We start from the raw sequence: 20,272 nt of genomic DNA, 5'->3' as shown, positions 1-20,272 counted from the left end.
ATCAGATAACAGTATGGAAAAAACAGATAAACATAGGATAGACCGGCGTGAGTTCCTGAAGCGGTTGGGAGCCGGAGTTACTGCAGTGTCTGCAACGACGGTTGCGGGATGTTCCTTTCGGGATGCCGGAACCGGAGGTAGCGCACAAGGCGAAGTCCCGACCGATAAGATGACCTATCGTATCGATCCGAAAACGGGAGAGCAGATTTCGCTACTCGGCTATGGCTGTATGCGCTGGCCTATGATGCCGTCGCCGGATGGAACCGGAGAAGTTATCGACCAAGAAGCAGTCAACGGATTGGTAGATTATGCTCTAGCGCATGGAGTGAATTATTTCGATACGGCTCCTCCCTATTGTCGCGGGCTTTCAGAGAAAGCCACCGGAACAGCATTGAAGCGCCATCCGCGCAATTCGTACTATCTGACAACGAAGATGTCGAACCACCGTTTGGCCGGGCAAGGGTTGTCTCCCGAAGAGCTGTTCGATGCTTCGGTAAAGATGTACCGCCGGTCGTTCGAGGAGTTGCAGGCCGATTACTTCGATTATTACCTGCTCCATATAGTAGGTATCGGGAGCGGTATGCCTTTTTTGATGGAGCGTTTTTTTGATAACGGACTGCTCGACTTTCTGCTTAAAGAACGGGAAGCGGGGCGTATCCGGCATTTGGGTTTCTCCTATCACGGGGATGTGAAAGTGTTCGATTACCTGCTCTCCCGACACGATGAGTTCAAATGGGATTTTGTGCAAATCCAACTGAACTATATGGACTACCGGCACGCTTCAGGTATGAATTTCAACGCGGAATACCTCTATGCCGAGTTGGAGAAACGTGATATACCGGCTATTGTAATGGAGCCGCTGTTGGGCGGCAGACTTACCACGCTGACCAACTACCTGAACGGCAGGCTCAAACAGCGTTGCCCGGAAGATAGTATCGCTTCGTGGGCATTTCGTTTTGCGGGTTCGTTTCCAAAGGTATTGACCGTATTGAGCGGCATGACCTATATGGAACATTTGCAGGACAATATCCGTACCTTCTCGCCGCTCGATCCTTGTACAGAAGAGGAGTTGGCACTCTTGGAAGATACGGCGCAGACTATGCTGAAATACCCGTCGGTTCCCTGTACCGCCTGCCAGTATTGTATGCCTTGTCCATACGGATTGAATATTCCTGCCATATTCGCACATTACAATAAGTGCATCAACGAAGGGAATATTCCCGTCTCTTCGCAGGACGAGAATTATCGGAAAGCTCGATGGGCATTTCTCGTCGGATACGACCGTTCCGTGCCGAAATTGCGGCAGGCCGACCATTGCATCGGCTGCGACCAATGCGTACACCATTGCCCGCAAAGCATCAATATCCCGGCACAAATGCAGCGAATAAACTTCTTTGTGGAACAACTTAAACAAGAGACATTATAATGAAAGATTTTATTTTCAGAAACGATACGAAACTGCTCTTTCGTAATGATATACGGGAGACTATCGCAGAAGTGACTAAAGGGCATAAAGTGATGTTTGTTTACGGTAGCGGTTCCGTAAAACGAAATGGGTGCTACGATGATATAATCCGAACATTGACCGATGCCGACATTCATTTTGTGGAATATGGAGCTTCTTCAAGGGAATTTTCCAAAATACAAGAGGGTATTCGGTTTGCCAAGTCCAACGGCGTAACCCTGATTGTCGGAGCCGGAGGCGCAAGTGTGATGGATAGTGCCAAATTGATGACTTTCGGCTTTTACCATGAATCCGATTTGTGGGATTACCTGAAAGGGAAACCTTCTTACGGGCTGCAACGACTGCCGCTCGTATTGATACCGACCTATCCGTCCAGCGGTTCGGAGAATGGACTTGGGGCTGTATCCGTCGATTCGAAGACGGACGATTTCGGAACGGCATACGGCATACCGGCCGACTATGCTATTCTTTGTCCCAAATATTCCCTGACTTTAGACAAAGAGATGACCGCATATACGGGACTTGTTACACTGGTTCAACTATCGGCGTGTATTTTGGGTGACAAAAACCGGATGTCCTACGATGCAGGAATTTCTTATATCAAAAACGTACTCGAAGCGACGAAGACTTTACTGAAAAATCCGAATGACCTTGATGCAAGAGGTATTATTATGATGGGCGCATCTCTTTCCACTTCGTCCAGAATGGGCATAGGAAAAGAGGAGGCTTACGCATACGACATTTACGAGTTGGAATTTCTTCCGGAAAAGTTATTCGGCAGTTCTTACCGTAGAAGCCTGACGTCTATTTTTCCGAGATTCCTCGAAGCGATGGGAAAACGCCATGCGGAGGATGTCGGAAAATACTATCTCGACGTATTCGGTTTCGATTCTTCCATAGAGGAATCTTCGAGGAAGCTGGTAGCGTTGTTTTCCGATTTCGGGGTGGATATGTATTACGATGGCATAATCAACCGTGAACAAGTCGGCTGTATTCCTTGCGATACGGAACTTGATGAAAATGAAATCTTTGAAATGATAAACGGGTTAATTCGCAAATAATAATGATGACACCACTATTTATCGGCGGTATCGGTATGCAGGAAGTGCTACTGATCGTATTGGTAGTATTGCTGTTTTTCGGCGGCAAAAAAATCCCCGAACTAATGAAGGGAATCGGTAAGGGCGTGCGTTCCTTCAAAGAGGGGATGAACAGCGTGGAAAAAGAGATTGAGGATACCGAGCAAAAGAAATAACCGATGGTAACGGGGACGCACACACAATCTTTGCTGGGAACATTTAGATGTGCTGCGGGTGGCAATCGTGAAGATTGTCGCCGTAGCCGTCGTATTCGGCATCGCGGCGTTCTGTTTCAAGGAAGAATTGTTCGCCATCGTACTTGCACCGAAAGACGACGGATTCGTTACCTACCGGCTGCTCGACCGCATGGCGGTATGGGCGGGAGGTGCGGTGGAACCGTTTTCCGTACGGCTTATCAATATGGGGCTGGCGCAGCAGTTCATCATCCACATGAAGACAGCCCTATGTGCCGGAGTACTGTGCGCTTCGCCTTATATGCTCTACCAGTTGTTCCGGTTCGTTTCCCCGGCACTCTATGATAATGAACGACGATATGTAGTGCGGATGGTCGGAGGCGGTTATGCGATGTTCTCTCTGGGGGTACTCGTCAGCTACTTTTTGATCTTTCCGCTGACATTCCGCTTTTTAGGAACTTATCAGGTGAGCGGCGAGGTGGATAATCTGATCGCACTCGATTCGTATATCTCGACACTTGTAATGATGTGTCTTGCAATGGGCATTGTTTTCGATATTCCGATACTATCGTGGCTGTTCACCAAGTTGGGGTTTCTTTCAGCGGATTTCATGCGCCACTATCGGAAACACGCCGTCGTGATTGTTCTCGTAATCGCTGCGGTTATTACCCCGGCATCGGACGTGTTCACGCTCTCGCTGGTTGCATTGCCGATGTGGGTATTGTATGAGATTAGCATTTTGATTGTAAAACAGTCTAAACATCATAAAGTTCTAAATTAGAAATGAATGAGTTTATCAATAATCTCGAAAAAGAGATTGAAAAGAAATTGAAGAAAATCGAGTCCGCAGACTTGAATATCATGAAGAAATCTCTTGAAGCCTCACAAGTATTGGCTAATGCTTTTCAACAGGTAAAAGAGTTTATAGGTTCCTATACATTCAAAGATGAAGCGGAAGAAATAGAATTCTTCAAAGAAATAAAACCTCGTTTGTTTTACCGATTGCTTTACTATCGTAAGGTCTATAATATCGAAATGAATCGTCCGGTAGGAGTAGATTCACAGCGGGCTTATCTGATTGATGAAATCAAGGCTATCAATCGTTACAACACAAAACGCTCGGATTTCGTGCGTTATTACCGTTCAGGCTTGACGCATTTGGATTCAATCTACTATTTGCGAGGACGTATCGACACGGCTCTTTATCTGGAATCGTTCCATTACGAACGTGATCCGATGTTTTCTACTAATTGTGATTTCAAGGTCGCCAGGCTGAAAGCTAACGAGATGTTGATGGTATATCTGAATAAGGAACTTGAAGCATTGGAAAATCGCCGGTTAGAACAATCTTTACCTCGCGTCCGTATCACGTGGGTTGCGACAAAAACAGAACTTTATGAACAGATTTACGCTTGGGATAGCCGTAAAGTCTTTGGTGATATTCCTTTGGCAAAACTTTTTAACTATATCCAGACCGTTTTTAATATTGAATTGGACTCTAACCATTCACGCACATTCAGCGATATGCGTATCCGTAATAATAAGACACCTTTCTTGGATTCATTGAAAGAAGCATTAACCAAACGGATGCAAAGCTGGACACAAGGGCATAAAAAGAAATAATAACCTAAGACTTTAAATCAAGTAGGTCTGGGTATTTCAGCCCAAACCTCTCACATAACCATACGTGAAAGTCTTCCCTTATACAATAACTCTCATCCAAATGGTTTCAATCGGTTGGGTTTAACACCATGTTGCGAATGGTCATATACTGATTGAGACGATAGCAATCCTCTCGAATCTTGCTGTATTTCCTTATCTCTTTTTCCTCAAATAACGATTTCCTCATTTTTATTACCCCGTCATGACTTCCCCTTGCATGGTTCAGGGTGCGAAGCTACGGCCGGGGCCCCTAAAAATCTGCAAGGCCGCTTTGCGCCCTACGGGTTTTGGCAAAAATTTTTCAATCCGTCCAGCGGGGCGGTTGAAAATTTTTCACCAAAAGCCTTGCATATTTTCTCCCCGTCCGTATCTGCCCCCTGAAACGAGCAAGGTGAAGCCACCGACAAGGCATAAAAAAAAAGTCAATGTTATGAAAAAGAGAACAGAAATACAGCAAGATTTGAAACGAGGCTTCGGCTCCGCTCCAACCGGCATAAAAATCCGGGTGAAGTGGCCGTTGGTCGGTTTCGTGGTATATGTGGCGGTGCGTTTCGTGTGTGCCTTCGTCAGTGGTGTGGTGACGGGTTTAGGCGGTATTCTGCCCACGTTGGTAGTTTTGGCGGTGGTGTTTTTCCTCATCCGTGCCGTGTGGCGCATTCTTTCCGCTTTCCTTTCCCTCTTCGCGCTTCTCCTTTTCATCATTCTTTTTTGCGTGATACTCTGAACCGAAATATTAATCATTAAAACAACTCATTATGAACAAAGTACATTTATTGGGAGCGAACAGAAGCTATGACAGAGACGAACAGACCGTTTCAGTCAATCAAGTGGTAATGCTGGAAGGTTACAGCTACGACAGCTATGTAGTGTATGAAGTAAGCCGCAGCACGTGGGGAATAACCTATCATCTTGTCAATTTGCGGACGTACGAATTTCATACTTCCGACCTTATCCGGCCCTTGTCGGAAAAATTCGGGATAGGCATGTATTATGACGATGCGAACCCCAAGTTTTTAGATCCGTTGGAAACAGCCGCCCTGCTCACCAAGGCAAGGGAGAAGAAAACGGAGGATGACAGAAAAGCGGAGGAAGAACGGCAGAGGAACGAACACACCGCAAAAATCGGAGCGGAACGCTTGCGCCCCCTTATCCCTTCGGATGCGAAAGCCGCCATTATCGGTGAATTACGGGTGAGCGAGTGTGACAGCTATACGGACTACTACGACTACCGTATAGAAAGAACCGTGATTTTGGGCTTTTCCACCCATACACGAAACCTCTTTTCCGAAATGCGCAAATATGCCGCCAATTTTGAGGGAACGGCTTATCTGGCAAGGAACGACAAGGAGTACGAACACCGTGAAAATTACAGCATGGGGGACGGTATGTATTTGGGACGCAACAAGTACAGCGGTTGGACGATTTCAAAAGAGCGGATTTACGACCTTGAAAAGTTCATCGAACGATACGCCCACACCGCAGGGAGTGAAGCCAACATTTGTCTGAAAGCACCGCAAAGGGAAACCGAAGCACAGCCGACAACATCCGCAGACCTCTCAACGCTCAATCTTGAAATTGTGGAATACAGCGAAAAGGCGATAGCCGTATTCGGGGACACCAAGCCGATAAAGGACGTTTTGAAAGGCTTGAACGGTCTGTTCCGTGCGAACCTCACCCACAACGGTGAAAGGCGTGCAGGATGGATATACAGCAGGAAGCAGGAACAGAAAGTACGTGAGACACTCGCAACGTATGCCAACGCATAGAGACGGAAAAGGCAGGGCGGAACAAACCGCCCTACCTATCGAAAGTAATTCAATCAATATCAACTCATTAAAGTTTATAGTTATGAAAACGAACAAGAATGCACGGAAGAACAACAAAGTTCAGAAATCAGAGAAAGAAACGGCAGTAAAAGTAACCGCTTTGGCAATCATCCCCAAGCCAATGACGTTAATCTGTGGGAAGGACATACCCACAACTGCCGGAGTGACGGAAGCACCCGAAACCGTAACCGTTCCCACCGTTGTGGAAGAAACACCGCAACAAACCACGCCCAAGACACCGCTTGCAACGGCAACGGCTGAAACAGACCTTGACATCACAGCCGTACGCCCAAGTGCGGACAACCACCGCAAGACGTTCAATGACACATCCTTGCAGGAACTTGCGGACAGCATTCGGGAAGTAGGCGTCTTGCAGGCCATAGCCGTACGCCCACGCACGGCAGGAGGTTACGAAATCATCTACGGTGAACGTCGCTACCGTGCCTCATTGCTTGCAGGGGCAAAGACGATAAAGGCGACCATATATAATAATGTAACAGACGATGAAGCGGAAGATATGTCACTAAGTGAAAATTTACAGCGTGAGCAGGTACGCCCCACCGAGGAAGCGAAAGCGTTCAAACGCCTGCTTGAAAAGGGCAGATATGATATTTATTCATTGGCAGGACGTTTCGGACGAAGCGAGAAATATATCTATACACGTTTGAAACTGAACGAATTGTATGCACCTATCGGTGAACTGCTGGATAACGGGACAATCACCGTCAGTGTGGCCGAGGAAATAAGCACCTATGAAGCCAACATCCAAAAGGACGTGTACGAGAACCACCTGAAGCAGGGCAATAGGGACGATTGGAGCGGTTACACGCTCAATCTGTTCAAGAAACATTTTGAGAAATATTATACAACCGACCTTGAACAATACAAGTTCGACAAGACGGAATGCAAGGCGTGTGCACACAACGCAGCCAACTACAACCTTTTTGCCGAACATAACGGGTGCGGACATTGTACCAACCGCAAATGTCTGGAAGCCAAGAACGCAGCGCATGTGGCAAAGGAAACGGAGAAACTGTTGAAATCCGATCCGAAGCTGGTGATCGCCCGACCTTATTACGGAAGCCGTAACGACACGGCACTCCAAAAATTGGACAAGAAAGGGCATGAAATCAAAGAACTCGATTACAACGTGTCGGCAAGGGAATTTCCCAAAGCACCCGAAGCACCGCAAAAGGAGCAGTTCTCCGAACCGACAGAGTATGAACAAGCGGTACAGACCTTTGAACAGAAAAACGAGGAATACGCCCGAAAGGTGGAAGAACTCAACCGTAAAAAGGAAGAGGGCAGGATAAAGACGTACGTCAAAGTGGGACAGACAGAACCCGAACTTTGCTATGTGGAGATAAACAGGAAGGAAACCGCCCCCGTCACCATTGAGACATTGCAGGAGCGGGACAAGCGTTTCAAACAACTCTCCACCGAGAAGATTGTTGCCGATACGAAAAAGATAGTCCGTGAGAATGACTATCCCGAAAGTCCGTTTACGCAATACGAGGACAGAATGCTTTATTTCATCATGCTGACCAAACTGCAAAGGAAGCATTATCCGCTTTGCGGCATCAAAGACCAGCCGATACCGTTGGACGAGAAACAGCGGATGAAGATTGTAGCCAAACTGACGGACGCACAAAGGACGGTCATCAAACGCGATTTCATCATCCACTCCCTCTGCGAGGGCGGCTACGGAGACAATAACGCATCCAAGCTACTGAGGGACTTCGCAAACATGCACTTCCCCGACCAGTACGGACTTGCCAAAGCCACCCACGAGGAAGAATATCAGAAAAGGCACGAACGTTTGGGAGAGAGGATAAAGGAGATGAAGAAAGCGGAAAAGGCGCCAGCACAAAAAGCCGAAGCGCAGCCGACTGAAGAAAAGCAGGAGAGGAAACTCACCGGAACGAAAAAAGGGAACGCTGGAAGTGATAAGGCGGCCTAAAATGCCAATAAAGCCATGCCGGAAATAAAATCCGGTATGGCTTTTCTTTCCAAAAATGACAAGACGGACAAGGGCGTATGACCCCACCCACACCGCCACCGTAATCACCAAATAATTGTAACCGTATGAAATACATAAGAATCTCCCCGAACGTGGAATACTCCACAGACATGGATTTTTTCCTTGAGAACCAGATACTCTGTATCGTGGACGAGGAAGGCACGAAGTTTTGCAGTCTGATAGAAAACAGACTGTTCATGCGTTCCAAAAACCGCCGCATCAGCAAACGGATGCAGGAGTACATCATGCGTGAAATCCATAGTGACATCTGCCGTCTGTGCTATGGCGGAGAACCGGTGGACTGACCTGCCACACCCCACACCTGACAAGTGACCGTATTAAAAAGTCGGGCCGTCCTTATGGGATTGCCCGACTTTTAATATTCTTACGCAGTTGAATAGAATATCAAGAAAGTTATAAGATTAGAAATGGTTGAATGATAACATATAAGAGCAACCTTTATCTGTTTAGTCAGGCAGACAGGTCTCTGTCCACTTATCTGTTTTGTTTTATAGCTATTTAGCTACAAAGCTATCTGTCTATTCAGCTATATAGCTATTTAGCTATCCGGTTGTCTATGTAAGCATCCGTTTAATAATCTGTGCTCCTATTCATCTATCCGAGTATCTGTTTGTCTATATATCATTATATGTGTATGGCTGTATAAGCGGATAGGCAGCCTTATGAACGCTTGCCTGAAAACATACTTAATCGAATAGCTCTTCAAAAAGAAAACTCCCCGAACATTTATTCGGATAACCGTTTTTTCATCTATCCGAATAAGTAGCCGAATGACTATCCGGCTGCAAATAAACCTCAAGAGAGCTATTCATAATTCCAAAGTCATTTATTGGCGGTTGTTGGCGGGAACCGCCATAATGCTCGGACAGAAAAAACTATCTACCTTTGTCGCCGGGAGAGCGCAGCCCGTTCTCGAAAGAGAACGTAAGACAAATGCTTCAGACCCTTAATCCGGCCCGACCGGATTTTAATATGCGTCAGCATATAGCGAGGTGTACTTTGAGGCCCTCACTTGAAGTTCAGGCCCTCAAAATCTCGCCCGAAAGGTCTTTCGGGGACGGCGGTTCTCCCAAGTCGAACCTTCTAAAATATTCATGTCATGAAGAAAAGAATGCTTGTAAGAAACAAAGCGGGGCACAAAGTGCTCGCGGACCCACGGGTGCATCGCCACTCTGTGCGGTTGAGCAGTGAGGAAAATGAAAAATTCCTCACGATGTTTGAACAATCGGGTATGAAGAACAAGGCCGAATTTATCTTCGCCCGCATCTTCGGCTGAGAGTTCAAGGTGGTGAAGATTGACAAGGAAGCGCAGGAGTATTACGCCCAGCTTACCGCTTTCTATCAGCAATTCCGCAGGATAGGAAATAACTATAACCAATGTGTAAAGACCATCCATACCATTTACGGGGAGAAGAAATCGCTTGCATTTCTCTATAAACTCGCCGAAGAAACCCGTAAGCTGGAAGAAGTATGCAGGCAGGTTATTGAACTTACAAAACGGTACGAAAAGGAGTATCTTACTAAAAAGGAATAATATCCATAGTGCCGAATATCATATCGGGCAGTTTCTCCTACGGAGTGACTGCCTATAATAAAAAGGTGGATGACGATACGGCAAAGGTCTTATGGTATCCCTAAATAGTGGCCGATACTTCTGACAACGAACTGATTGAAGGCTACATATAGATTTTAGAACCTTATACAAATCTTATGCCTATTAATAAACAAAATGTTAATATACAAATACATATGAAAAATATCATATGTGAATTTGGCTATATTCCAAACAATGACTATATTTGTATGAGTTATTTGAAACTATGCAAAACAGTGTAACCCAAAGCAAGACTTTTGCAACCAAATCGTTACCTGCATCTTTTAAATGCTGTAATTTGTTTCTGATTTACAGTAAATTACAATAAAATACTATGTTTTATCAGGGGAAACACTTGTTTCTATACGGTGAAATAGTTGTTTCTTACTGGTGAAACTTTCTGCACCTCGTACTGGATATAAAGAAAAGATTGCACAAATAAGACGAACCATCATACGGAATGAATATGGATCTATTACAATATACTTTTTTTCAACATGCCTTGCTGGGCAGCTTGCTAACTGCCATCACCTGCGGTATTGTTGGGACATACGTTGTCGCACGTCGGCTGGTATTTATTAGCGGCGGTATAACACATGCCTCTTTCGGAGGTCTGGGACTTGGTTTTTACCTGGGGACGAATCCCATCCTGATGGCGATGCTCTTTTCTGTCCTGTCCGCTTTCGGGGTGGAGTGGGCGAGCAAGACGCAGAACGTTCGGGAAGACTCGGCAATTGCCGGTGTCTGGGCGTTAGGTATGGCGTTGGGGGTTATTTTTATTTTCCTTACCCCTGGCTATTCGCCGAACCTCTCTGCTTATTTGTTCGGTAATATTCTGACGATCTCTATGACCGACATCATCTGGGTGGCTGCATTAGCTGTTGTTCTGATCGCGGTCTTTTCCCTTTACCTGCGTGAAATTGTTTATGTCGCTTTCGACAGTGACTTTGCCAAGACGCAGCATATTCATGTCAAATGGATCGAGTATATGATGATGTTCTTCATTGCACTGACCATCGTACTCTCTATCCGCCTGGTCGGTATTATGTTATTAATGAGCTTGCTGACCTTACCGCAAATAACGGTTAATCTGTTTACCTCCGACTTTAAAAAGATCATCTGGGGAAGTATCGGTCTTGGTTTCCTGAGCTGTGTGACCGGTTTGGTCCTTTCTTATTTCCTGAACGTGCCTTCGGGGGCTTTCATAATTCTGGTGCTGGTAATGATCTTTTTGATCCTTAAAGCTGTATTATTCTTTACGAAAAGGCAATAAAACAGTCTCTTTCCAGTTTATTATATGATAAAGAGCGCACATTATACGTGAAGAAAGGTTTTTACTATATAATTTCATTGTTCGTGGTACTCTTGCTTTGGTCGTGCAGTACGAAGAAAAACACCAAGGCAAGCCGGTTCTACCATTCTTTTACATCCCGTTACAACATCTATTTTAACGGAAAGACTTCTTTTGATGAAGCCTTGAACTCCATGCAGACCGGGTATAAGGAAAGCTATTCCGAAATGATCCACATGTATCCGATCAGTGCGCAACCTAAAGACAAGAAAGAGACCGGCGGCCCTTTCGACCGTGCTATCGAGAAAGGCAATAAAGCCATCAAACTCCACTCGATCAAAGCGAAACCGGCCAAAAAACCGGGTTGGCGTAACGATCCCAAACAACGCGCTTTCCAGGAAAAAGAAGAATACAATCCTTTCCTGAAGAAATGCTGGTTGCTGATCGGACAGGGGCAATTCTATAATGCCGACTTCCTGCAGGCATCTGCAACCTTCTCCTATATTGCCCGGCATTATGCACAAGACGAAGAAGTAGTAGCTGAAGCCCGTTTGTGGCAGGCTCGCTGTTATTCGGAGATGGACTGGTTCTATGAGTCCGAAGATATTTTAGGGAAATTGAATACCAACGGGATTCCCCGGAAAAACCTGAATCAGTATGCCGCAGTTTATGCCGATTATCTGGTAAAAAGTAAACAGTACGATGAGGCCGTCCCCTATTTTAAGACAGCCATCAAAGCAGAAAAGAATAAGCTCCAGCGCACCCGCATGAAATATCTGTTAGGGCAAATTTATGCTGCACAGGATCAGGACGGACTGGCTTATAAAATGTTTAACGAAGTAGCTAAAGCCAGCCCTCCTTACGAACTGGAATTTGCCGCCCGTATCCGTCAGACGGAAGTCTTTTCAGGCGCTAACTATCAGAAAGTTGTCAAGATGCTTCACCGGATGGCGAAGAGCGATAAGAATAAAGACTATCTGGATCAGGTGTATTACGCGTTGGGAAATGTCTATCTGAACAGGGAAGATACGGCGAATGCGATAAAGAATTATGAACTGGGCGTTGAGAAAAGTACTCAGAACGGGCTGGAAAAAGCGATTTGCCAGATTAAATTGGGGGATCTTTATTTTACCATGCGCGATTATATAAAGGCCCAGCCTTGTTTCAGCGGGGCTTTGTCGGGTATCCAGAAAGAATATAAAGACTTTAAACGTGTTTCGAAACTGTCTGCAGTTCTTGATGAATTGGTTGTACATGTAGAAGCCGTTCATCTGCAGGATAGTTTGCAGACATTGGCAAAGATGCCGGAAACAGAACGGTTGGCAGCCATCGATAAAATCATCGAGCAGGTTAAAAAGGAGGAAGAAGAAGCGAAGGCTTTAGCAGAAAAGGAGGCTTACCTGGCTGATCAGGCAGCCAAAGGAACCGGTATAAACCGCCCGGGTACGGAAACAGGAGGAATTGTTCTTCCGACTTCATCGGGTGGTGCTGCTTTCTATTTCTATAATCCGTCGACGGTATCGCAGGGGAAGGCTCAGTTCCAACGTAAATGGGGACGCCGTACGCTGGAAGATAACTGGCGGCGACGTAAAAAAGAAATGTCGACGTTTGACGAAGAGCCTTTAGATGAGACGGAAATGGCCGAGGGGGAAGCCGGTGTTGTCGGACCGGACGGACAACCTTTGCCTGCCGATTCTCTGGAAGCCGGTTTGCCGGAAGTCGCTTCCGATGACCCGAAATCACGCGAGTATTATTTGCAGCAATTGCCTTTTACCCAGGAAGAAGTGGATGCTTCGAATATAATTATCGAAGACGGTTTATATAACATGGCTATGATCTATAAAGATAAACTGGAAGATCTGCCTTTGTCGATCGAAGCATTTGAAGAGTTGGAACGCCGTTTCCCGGATAATTCGCATCGTCTGGAAAGTTATTATCAGGTTTATCTGATGGCTCTTCGTACAGGTAATACGGCTTTGGCTGCCGAGTATAAGGCAAAAATGATCAATGCCTTCCCGAATGAAGATTATACGATTGCCATTTCCGATCCGAATTATGAATATAATATACGTATGATGGATTCCGTCCAGGATTCTATCTATCAGGCAACTTATAATAGTTATCTGGCGAGCGATACCGTTAGTGTACGCCGGAATTTCCGCAATGTCAGTGCCAAATATCCGCTGGCAACCCTGATGCCTAAGTTTATGTTCCTGGATGCGTTGACTTACGTGCAGGCTGGTGATGCCGAAGGTTTCAAGGCAGCACTGAAGGCGTTGGTAGAGAAATATCCTACTGCCGATGTGACGGAGCTGGCTGGTGAAATGCTGAAAGGAATCCTTCGTGGCCGTACTCTGATGCAGGGTAGTATAACAGGTATGACCTGGAACCTGCGGTTCGGCCTGGGTGAAGACGGATCGTTGTCTGCCGCAGACTCGGCCCGTACATTTACTGCCGAAGCAAATACTCCGTACCGTATGATCCTGATGTATCCGACCGGAAGTGTGGATAAGAACCAGCTGTTGTTTGCGGTGGCTGCCTATAACTTTGCCAACTTTATGGTGAAGGAGTTCGATCTCGCCTTTGAAGAAGCAGGTCCGATGTCTATGTTAAATATTAGCGGATTCACCGGTATTGAAGAGATCCTGCAATATTATAAGATGATTTACGGTAAAGATGGTTATGCCCAGGCTTTGGATAAGAATGTGGCTATCCTTCCGATCTCTGAAGACAACTACGAAACGTTGATGCGTGGGAAGACCTTGGAAGAATATATCAGCTTCTTTGAAGAAAACTTCGGAGAGAAAGCACCGGAACTGGCTACACGCTGGAAAAATCGTATGCTGGTAGAAGAAGAAAAGCAAAAGGAAGCAGAGGCTGAAGCTGCTGAAACCGGTATGGAATCTCCGGATGAAGAGCAACCGGAAGCAATAGAACAACCGGAAGGTGAAACCCCGTCGAAAGAGATTAAATCGGTACGTAAGAAAGAAACGCCGGTAGAAGAAACAGAAAAAGCCGCAGAACAACCTGCTGCAAAAGATTCTATTCCGGAAACCGCTGTTCCGGATACGGTAGTCAGCGTTCCTGTTCCGGAAATTAAAGCTCCGGCAGATACGGTTTCCGTACAACCTTCGGTTCCTGATACGACGATAATATCCGCTTCTCAGGATACTGTCCCTGCTGTTCAGGCTCCGGAAGAACGAAAAGAACTTACATTGAAAGAGATAGAAGCTATCCGCAAACGTGAAGCCGAGGAAGAGGCTGCCCGTAAGGAAGAAGCCCGCAAGGAATTCGAAGCACAGCAGAAAGCCGAAAAAGAATTGCAGGAGCAGAAAGCGAAAGAACGTGCCGAACTGTTGAAGAAACAGGAAGAAGAAGAAAAAGCTCTTCTGAAAGCGAAAGTCGATCGTGAAAAACAGCTCGAACAGGAACGTAAGGGTAAACTAAAACAGGCAGAGGCCGACCGTAAAGCAAAGATGAAAGCTCGCGAAGAACTGCGTAAGCAGAAAGAACGTGAGTATAAAGAGACGCTTAAACAAAAGGAAAAAGAACGTAAGCAGAAAGAAAAAGCATATAAGGAAACACTGAAAGCAAAAGAGAAAGCCCGCCGTGAGGCCCGGAAAGCCAAGGAAGCGGCAGCGGCAGCACGCAAGAGATGATGATAAAAGTATCTCACTCTGTTTTTGATTTTGTGTATCTTTTAGAAAAGAATATATTTGTAGTCAAAACAGGTGTGACTCAATGGCAAATGTTGTATCATTGGTAGAAAGGTTAAAGAGAGGAGATCGTGCTGCATTTAATGAAATATATGAATTGCATTATCTTTCTGTGCGCTTTTATGCCGACCTGATGCTGGATGCCGATGATGCGGAAGATGTTGTGCAGGATGTTTTTTTGAATCTTTGGTTGCATAGGGAAGGGTTGGACGATACACTTTCCATCCGGGGATATTTACTCCGTTCCGTATATAATTCCGCGTTGAATATATTAAAGAAGAGGAAGCATGCGAATGATTATTACTCTTCCTGCGAAAAAGAGATAGAGGAGATGGGTTATGATTATTATGATCCGGACTCTTGCGACATCATTCGACGGCTTTACAATGAGGATTTGAGGGCCGATCTGCAGGCAGCGATCGAAAGCCTGCCTGTCCGTTGCCGCGAAGTCTTTGTGTTGAGCTATTTGCAGGATATGCCCAGTAAGGAGATTAGCCGTAAGCTGGGGATTTCTTTAAGTACAGTCGATAATCATATCTATTCGGCTTTAAAGCAATTGAGGGATAAGCTGGGAGGATATAAGGCAGGACTGACTCTCCTGTTTTTATTTTTGTCGAATGGTGGAAAAAATCTATTTTGAATAGGTATTTTGAGCTTCATCGTTGTATAATATATATAAACGGTATAACATGATGGATGAAACTATAGTTTACAGATATCTTTCGGGAACTGCCACAGAAGAAGAAAAGCTACAATTGTTGGATTGGCTGAAAACTTCTCCTGAGAATAAGGCTGCTTTTTTCGATCTCAAAGCTATTTGGCATGCAAAACATAGTATCTCCCCGGGTAATAGAACTTCGGACCAACTGAAAGATTCATTATCTGTCATTAATGAACGGATAGACCGTTTCGTTCCTATAAATAAAAAAACGGTTAATCATTTATGGAAACGCTGGGCGGTCGCTGCCGCTATTATCCTGTTGGGTTTCATCTCGATCTCGATATTATATAAGGTGCCGAAAGTCACTCCGGATACCGATATTGTCTATGTCAACCAGTCTCCGGATTCCGTGAGAAAGGTTTTCCTGCCGGATGGGACGTTGGTCTGGTTGAACACCCACTCCAGTTTAACCTGTCCTTCGGAATTTACAGGCGATCAACGTCTGGTGGAATTGCAGGGAGAGGCCTTTTTTGAAGTCGTAAAAGATACTTTGCATCCGTTTGTCGTGAAAACCAAAGCAATGATGGTAAAGGTTGTCGGAACGTCTTTTTGTATAACGACCTCACCTGACGGGGCAATAAGTAAAACCACGTTACAATCCGGTTCTGTACAACTGCTCCGTGCCGACGGGAAAAAACTGGTAACTTTGAAACCGGGTCAACAAGCAGTCTGTTCGGAGGAAACAGATAGAATCGAAGTCCGCCATGTCAATGTGGATGAATATATCTCCTGGCGCTTTGATTTGATAACTATGTCGGGCGTTAAAGTATCCTCTATAATCGAGAGCATAGAAAGCCTGTACGGTGTTAATATAAAAATGGATACCACAGCGATAAAAGACAATCGTTATAACTTCTCTTTCAGAAAACATAAAGGTGCTTCCGATGCACTTCGCCGTCTTTCCTATATGACGGGGATACCCGTAGATACTATTCGTTAAGTCTTTGCAGCCTCTTTTTACCCTCTTCTCACCCTCTTGTATTGCATTATTTAAAAATTAAATCAAAAAAAATACATTTTTGGCTAGGTAGTTTTATTTCATTAGTTGTAATTAATATATAAGGAAAAGGAACGAATTGATATTTATAAGTGTGATTGTATTTAGCTAATTGCTTTTCCGGTGCTTAAAAGTTTCATTCTGTGAATGGAATTATCGTGGGAAGAGTTATGTGTGTTATGTTAATTTTTAAAATGGTAAAGTATGAAAAAGAGAGCTATTAGTCGATCTTCTGTAATGCATTGGTGTGTTGGGGCCTCTTTGTGTTGTTTAATGATCGCTCCTGTGCAGACAACTTTTGCTGCTGCAAATCTGAATCAGAAATTCAGCGTAGAGCTTTCATTGACGAATGCAACACTAAAGAATGTTGTTGAATCATTGAAAAAGCAAACCGACATTGTTTTTGCTTATGACCTCGCCCTGGAAGGTATAAAAGTGAATAATATTTCGGTAAAGGCTGAACAGGAAGAGATCGGGGCAATACTTGATATGGTTTTTAAAGGGACAGGTATTGCATATAGGATAGATGATCATATAGTGGTTTTGTATTCTTCTTCCAGTAAGAGAATAGCACAGGTTGCCGATATCAAACAACAGGCAAGAAAGATCAGTGGTATCGTGAAGGATGCTTCGGGGGAACCTGTAATAGGTGCGAATGTTGTCGTGAAAGGCACGACTATCGGTATGATCACGGGAGTCGACGGTGATTTTGAACTGGAAGTTCCCAAAAATGCCGTGTTGCAGGTAAGTTATATCGGTTATATCCCGCAGGAAGTAGCCGTCGGAAGTAAAACATCATTGAATATTATCCTGAGTGAAGATACACAGAATCTGGATGAAATTGTAGTAGTAGCTTATGGTACCAGCAAGAAATCGGCTTTTACCGGTTCGGCAGCCAGTATCGATAACACGAAACTGCAGACACCCAGTGCCTCTTTCGATAAATCTTTGCAGGGACAGGTGGCCGGTTTGCAGGTAATGTCTTCTTCCGGTCAGCCGGGATCGACATCTTCTTTCCGTATCCGGGGTTCCGGTTCTCTGAATGCATCGAACGAACCTTTGTACGTAGTGGACGGTGTGCCTATTTCTGCCAATACGAAATATAGCAAGCTGGCGGATGATAACGATAACTCATCCAGTATACTTGCCACGTTGAACTCACAGGATATCGAATCGATCACCGTATTGAAAGATGCAGCGGCAGCTTCTTTGTATGGTTCGCGTGCTGCTAACGGTGTTGTCCTGATCACGACAAAGAATGGAAAGTCAGGTAAAGCCTCTGTATCATTCAATGCGCAATTCGGCTTTTCATCCGTACCGAAGGCCTATGATATGATGAGTTCGGCCGAATTTTATCGTACTAAATGGCAATCCCATTATGATCAGAAACTGGCTGCCGGAATGAGTGCGGCAGATGCTGCTTCGTCGGCCAATACGTTTGCACAGGGAGCGATCACATTCAATCCATATAATGTAGATCAGCCGATCGATGCAAACGGGAATCTGGTTAGCGGTGCCCGTATTATCGTGGATACCGACTGGCAGGACGAGATTTTCAAGACTGCACTGACACAGGATTATAATGTGAACGTAACAGGTGGAAACGATAAAAGCAATTATTTCTTTTCTGCCGGTTATTACGATCAGGACGGTGTGACTCCTTCTGCTTCATATAAAAGATATTCCGGTAAAGGAAATATATCTTCACAGGTGACATCCTGGTTGAAAGCCGGCATGAACGTAACCTTCTCTCATTCTGTCCAGAATATGGAAGTAGGCGGCGGTGCAGGAGCAAGCCCTCTTTATAATGCATTGCTTTTCCCTAACGGAGTACCGGTTTATCTGACCGACCGCGATGGAAATCCGATCCTGGATGCTTCCGGTAATAAACAGTATAATTTTACCAATCCGACTTCTCTGGACTTTAACCCGATAGCTATTCCGCAGATGGATATGAACAGGAGTAAGAACTATCGTTTCCTGGCTTCGGCATTTTTGGATTTTCAATTATACAAAGGACTGAATTTCAAGACTGTGTTTTCTCCTGACTATATTCATTATTCAGAAGCTAAATACTGGAATAAAGAACATGGTAACGGACCTGCCTATAACGGACGTGCAGACCGTTATAATACGACAGATGTGATGTACACATCGACCAATACCTTGAATTATTCGATTCAGTTTGCAAAAGTTCATAATTTGAATGCGATGGTCGGTTTCGAGTATTGGCAAAGTGATTATGAGAGAGTAGAGGCAGGTGTTACCTCCTTCCCTTTGAACGGTATGCATGAATTGAGTTCCGGAGCTTCTGCTTTGAGCCCACAATCCAAAACGACTAAAGAGACGTTGATCTCTTATCTGGGACGTATCGAATATACTTATAATGACCGATATAATTTCTCCGTCAGTTTGCGTAGTGACGGTTCTTCCGTTTTCGGACAGGATAATAAATGGGGAACATTCTGGAGTGCCGGTGCTTCCTGGAGAATAGAACAGGAGAACTTTATGAAAGATCTCACCTGGCTGGATCAGTTGAAGTTGCGTTTAAGTTATGGTACTTCCGGTAATAATCAGGGATTGGAACGTTACCAGTCTTTAGGCTTATGGGATACGGGTGCCGATTATATTTACGGAACTTCTTCCGGTACAGGACATACCCAGTTAGCCAACCCGCATCTGAGATGGGAAAAGCAGGCAATGTTCAATATGGGTGTCGATTTCCGTTTTATGAACCGTTTTTACGGATCGTTCGAATATTTCCACAAGAGTTCAAAGGATTTGCTTTATAAATATCCGCTTGCTGCTTCAAACGGTTTCGAATCGATCATGATGAATATGGCGAAGGTTTCCAATTATGGTGTGGAACTAACTTTGGGGGCTTATATCTTCAGAGATACGCCTGTCAAATGGAGCGTTGACCTGAACCTGTCTTCCATACGTGATGAGATTAAAGACCTGGTGGGAGACGATCAGATTATTTCAGACACGAAGAAAATCTGGTCGAAAGGATATAGCCAGTATGAATTCTATATGCCGACATGGGTAGGCGTCGATCCGGCTAATGGCGATCCGTTATGGGTGAAAGTCGATGCAAACGGCAACCGTGGTACAACGAATGTGTACAGTCAGGCCACTTATGAAAAACAAGGACGTGCCACTCCTGATTTTTATGGAGGTTTGAATACGAATCTTTCTTATAAAGGTTTCGATTTGTCTTTGTTGTTCGCTTATAGCTGGGGCGGTATGGTTTACGATGCACTGTATTCACAAATCATGCATGATGGAAATCAGGCAGGTGCGCAGATGCATAAAGATGAGTTGTCGGCCTGGACACCGACCAATACCATTACGAATGTGCCGAAATACGTCAACAACAATACAAATTCTTCTGACGGTGTTTCTACCCGTTATCTGTATGATGCGACAAACATTAAACTGAAGAATATCACATTGTCTTATACATTGCCTTCCAACCTGGGAACCGTATCGAATGTATTGAGAGGCGCAAGGGTTTTCGTTAGCGCGGATAATCTCTTCACCTGGTTCAAAGATGATTGGAAAGGATATTCCGATATCGATATTTTCGGAGTCGGCGGATATAATGCATTAACGGCCATTCCTGTTCCCAGAACATTTACGATGGGCTTTAATCTGAATTTCTAATTATAAATGAATAATTAAAA

General features: G+C 44.9%; 14 protein-coding genes and 1 pseudogene. All 15 read left to right on the top strand.

Annotated elements, in window-relative coordinates; all coding sequences use genetic code 11:
* The first annotated feature begins 13 nt into the window (after positions 1–13).
* Positions 14–1,426: an aldo/keto reductase gene (locus tag DWW23_RS19015; protein WP_122355106.1), complete on the top strand. Its 1,413-nt coding sequence runs from the start codon at positions 14–16 to the stop codon at positions 1,424–1,426.
* A complete protein-coding gene (locus DWW23_RS19010; RefSeq protein WP_122355104.1) occupies positions 1,426–2,526 on the top strand; it encodes an iron-containing alcohol dehydrogenase in 1,101 nt (366 codons plus the stop codon). The genes DWW23_RS19015 and DWW23_RS19010 overlap by 1 nt, the downstream gene beginning before the upstream one ends.
* A 2-nt stretch (positions 2,527–2,528) precedes the next feature.
* Entirely contained in the window at positions 2,529–2,720 is a 192-nt protein-coding gene (locus tag DWW23_RS19005) for a twin-arginine translocase TatA/TatE family subunit (protein WP_182423189.1), read from the top strand.
* 49 nt (positions 2,721–2,769) lie between these two features.
* Positions 2,770–3,519, top strand: coding sequence for a twin-arginine translocase subunit TatC (gene tatC / locus DWW23_RS19000; RefSeq protein WP_122355102.1), 750 nt, complete (start codon positions 2,770–2,772; stop codon positions 3,517–3,519).
* A gap of 2 nt (positions 3,520–3,521) precedes the next feature.
* A complete protein-coding gene (locus tag DWW23_RS18995) occupies positions 3,522–4,361 on the top strand; it encodes an RteC domain-containing protein (protein WP_122348859.1) in 840 nt (279 codons plus the stop codon).
* 469 nt (positions 4,362–4,830) lie between these two features.
* A complete protein-coding gene (locus tag DWW23_RS18990) occupies positions 4,831–5,124 on the top strand; it encodes a hypothetical protein (protein WP_122355204.1) in 294 nt (97 codons plus the stop codon).
* A gap of 31 nt (positions 5,125–5,155) precedes the next feature.
* On the top strand, positions 5,156–6,166 hold the full coding sequence (locus tag DWW23_RS18985; protein WP_122355100.1) for a fusion protein: 1,011 nt from the start codon (positions 5,156–5,158) through the stop codon (positions 6,164–6,166).
* 82 nt (positions 6,167–6,248) lie between these two features.
* Positions 6,249–8,186: a ParB/RepB/Spo0J family partition protein gene (locus tag DWW23_RS18980; protein WP_122355203.1), complete on the top strand. Its 1,938-nt coding sequence runs from the start codon at positions 6,249–6,251 to the stop codon at positions 8,184–8,186.
* A gap of 125 nt (positions 8,187–8,311) precedes the next feature.
* On the top strand, positions 8,312–8,551 hold the full coding sequence (locus tag DWW23_RS18975; RefSeq protein ID WP_122355098.1) for a hypothetical protein: 240 nt from the start codon (positions 8,312–8,314) through the stop codon (positions 8,549–8,551).
* A gap of 815 nt (positions 8,552–9,366) precedes the next feature.
* Positions 9,367–9,801, top strand: a pseudogene (mobA, locus tag DWW23_RS26780) (conjugal transfer protein MobA).
* Positions 9,802–10,327: 526 nt separating this feature from the next.
* Positions 10,328–11,134 carry a metal ABC transporter permease gene (locus DWW23_RS18965; RefSeq protein WP_122355202.1) on the top strand — a complete coding sequence of 269 codons (807 nt, stop codon included), beginning with the start codon at positions 10,328–10,330 and terminating at the stop codon, positions 11,132–11,134.
* Between the two features lie 47 nt (positions 11,135–11,181).
* The gene (locus tag DWW23_RS18960) at positions 11,182–14,811 is read left to right on the top strand and encodes a tetratricopeptide repeat protein (RefSeq protein WP_122355096.1); all 3,630 of its coding nucleotides are present in this window, start codon (positions 11,182–11,184) and stop codon (positions 14,809–14,811) included.
* An 82-nt stretch (positions 14,812–14,893) separates the two neighbouring features.
* The gene (locus DWW23_RS18955; RefSeq protein ID WP_122355094.1) at positions 14,894–15,508 is read left to right on the top strand and encodes an RNA polymerase sigma factor; all 615 of its coding nucleotides are present in this window, start codon (positions 14,894–14,896) and stop codon (positions 15,506–15,508) included.
* A gap of 52 nt (positions 15,509–15,560) precedes the next feature.
* Positions 15,561–16,529 (top strand): FecR family protein, encoded by a 969-nt coding sequence (locus DWW23_RS18950; protein WP_158583211.1) that lies wholly within the window; start codon positions 15,561–15,563, stop codon positions 16,527–16,529.
* A 261-nt stretch (positions 16,530–16,790) separates the two neighbouring features.
* Positions 16,791–20,252 (top strand): TonB-dependent receptor, encoded by a 3,462-nt coding sequence (locus DWW23_RS18945; protein ID WP_233564390.1) that lies wholly within the window; start codon positions 16,791–16,793, stop codon positions 20,250–20,252.
* Positions 20,253–20,272 lie beyond the last annotated feature (20 nt).

The organism is Parabacteroides sp. AF14-59 (assembly GCF_003479515.1).
In the GTDB taxonomy this organism is placed as follows: domain Bacteria; phylum Bacteroidota; class Bacteroidia; order Bacteroidales; family Tannerellaceae; genus Parabacteroides; species Parabacteroides faecis.
The sequence above is the reverse complement of the archived record's forward strand: the minus strand, read 5'-3'. Positions and strand labels throughout refer to the sequence as shown.

Bases quoted from the DNA above. Each gene is read 5' to 3' on its own strand.
- DWW23_RS19005 (WP_182423189.1), top strand. From the start codon at position 2,529: ATGATGACACCACTATTTATCGGCGGTATCGGTATGCAGGAAGTGCTA.
- DWW23_RS18955 (WP_122355094.1), top strand. From the start codon at position 14,894: ATGGCAAATGTTGTATCATTGGTAGAAAGGTTAAAGAGAGGAGATCGT.
- DWW23_RS18975 (WP_122355098.1), top strand. From the start codon at position 8,312: ATGAAATACATAAGAATCTCCCCGAACGTGGAATACTCCACAGACATG.
- DWW23_RS19010 (WP_122355104.1), top strand. From the start codon at position 1,426: ATGAAAGATTTTATTTTCAGAAACGATACGAAACTGCTCTTTCGTAAT.
- DWW23_RS19015 (WP_122355106.1), top strand. From the start codon at position 14: ATGGAAAAAACAGATAAACATAGGATAGACCGGCGTGAGTTCCTGAAG.
- DWW23_RS18995 (WP_122348859.1), top strand. From the start codon at position 3,522: ATGAATGAGTTTATCAATAATCTCGAAAAAGAGATTGAAAAGAAATTG.
- DWW23_RS18945 (WP_233564390.1), top strand. From the start codon at position 16,791: ATGAAAAAGAGAGCTATTAGTCGATCTTCTGTAATGCATTGGTGTGTT.
- DWW23_RS18965 (WP_122355202.1), top strand. From the start codon at position 10,328: ATGGATCTATTACAATATACTTTTTTTCAACATGCCTTGCTGGGCAGC.
- DWW23_RS18950 (WP_158583211.1), top strand. From the start codon at position 15,561: ATGGATGAAACTATAGTTTACAGATATCTTTCGGGAACTGCCACAGAA.
- DWW23_RS18980 (WP_122355203.1), top strand. From the start codon at position 6,249: ATGAAAACGAACAAGAATGCACGGAAGAACAACAAAGTTCAGAAATCA.
- DWW23_RS18990 (WP_122355204.1), top strand. From the start codon at position 4,831: ATGAAAAAGAGAACAGAAATACAGCAAGATTTGAAACGAGGCTTCGGC.
- DWW23_RS18985 (WP_122355100.1), top strand. From the start codon at position 5,156: ATGAACAAAGTACATTTATTGGGAGCGAACAGAAGCTATGACAGAGAC.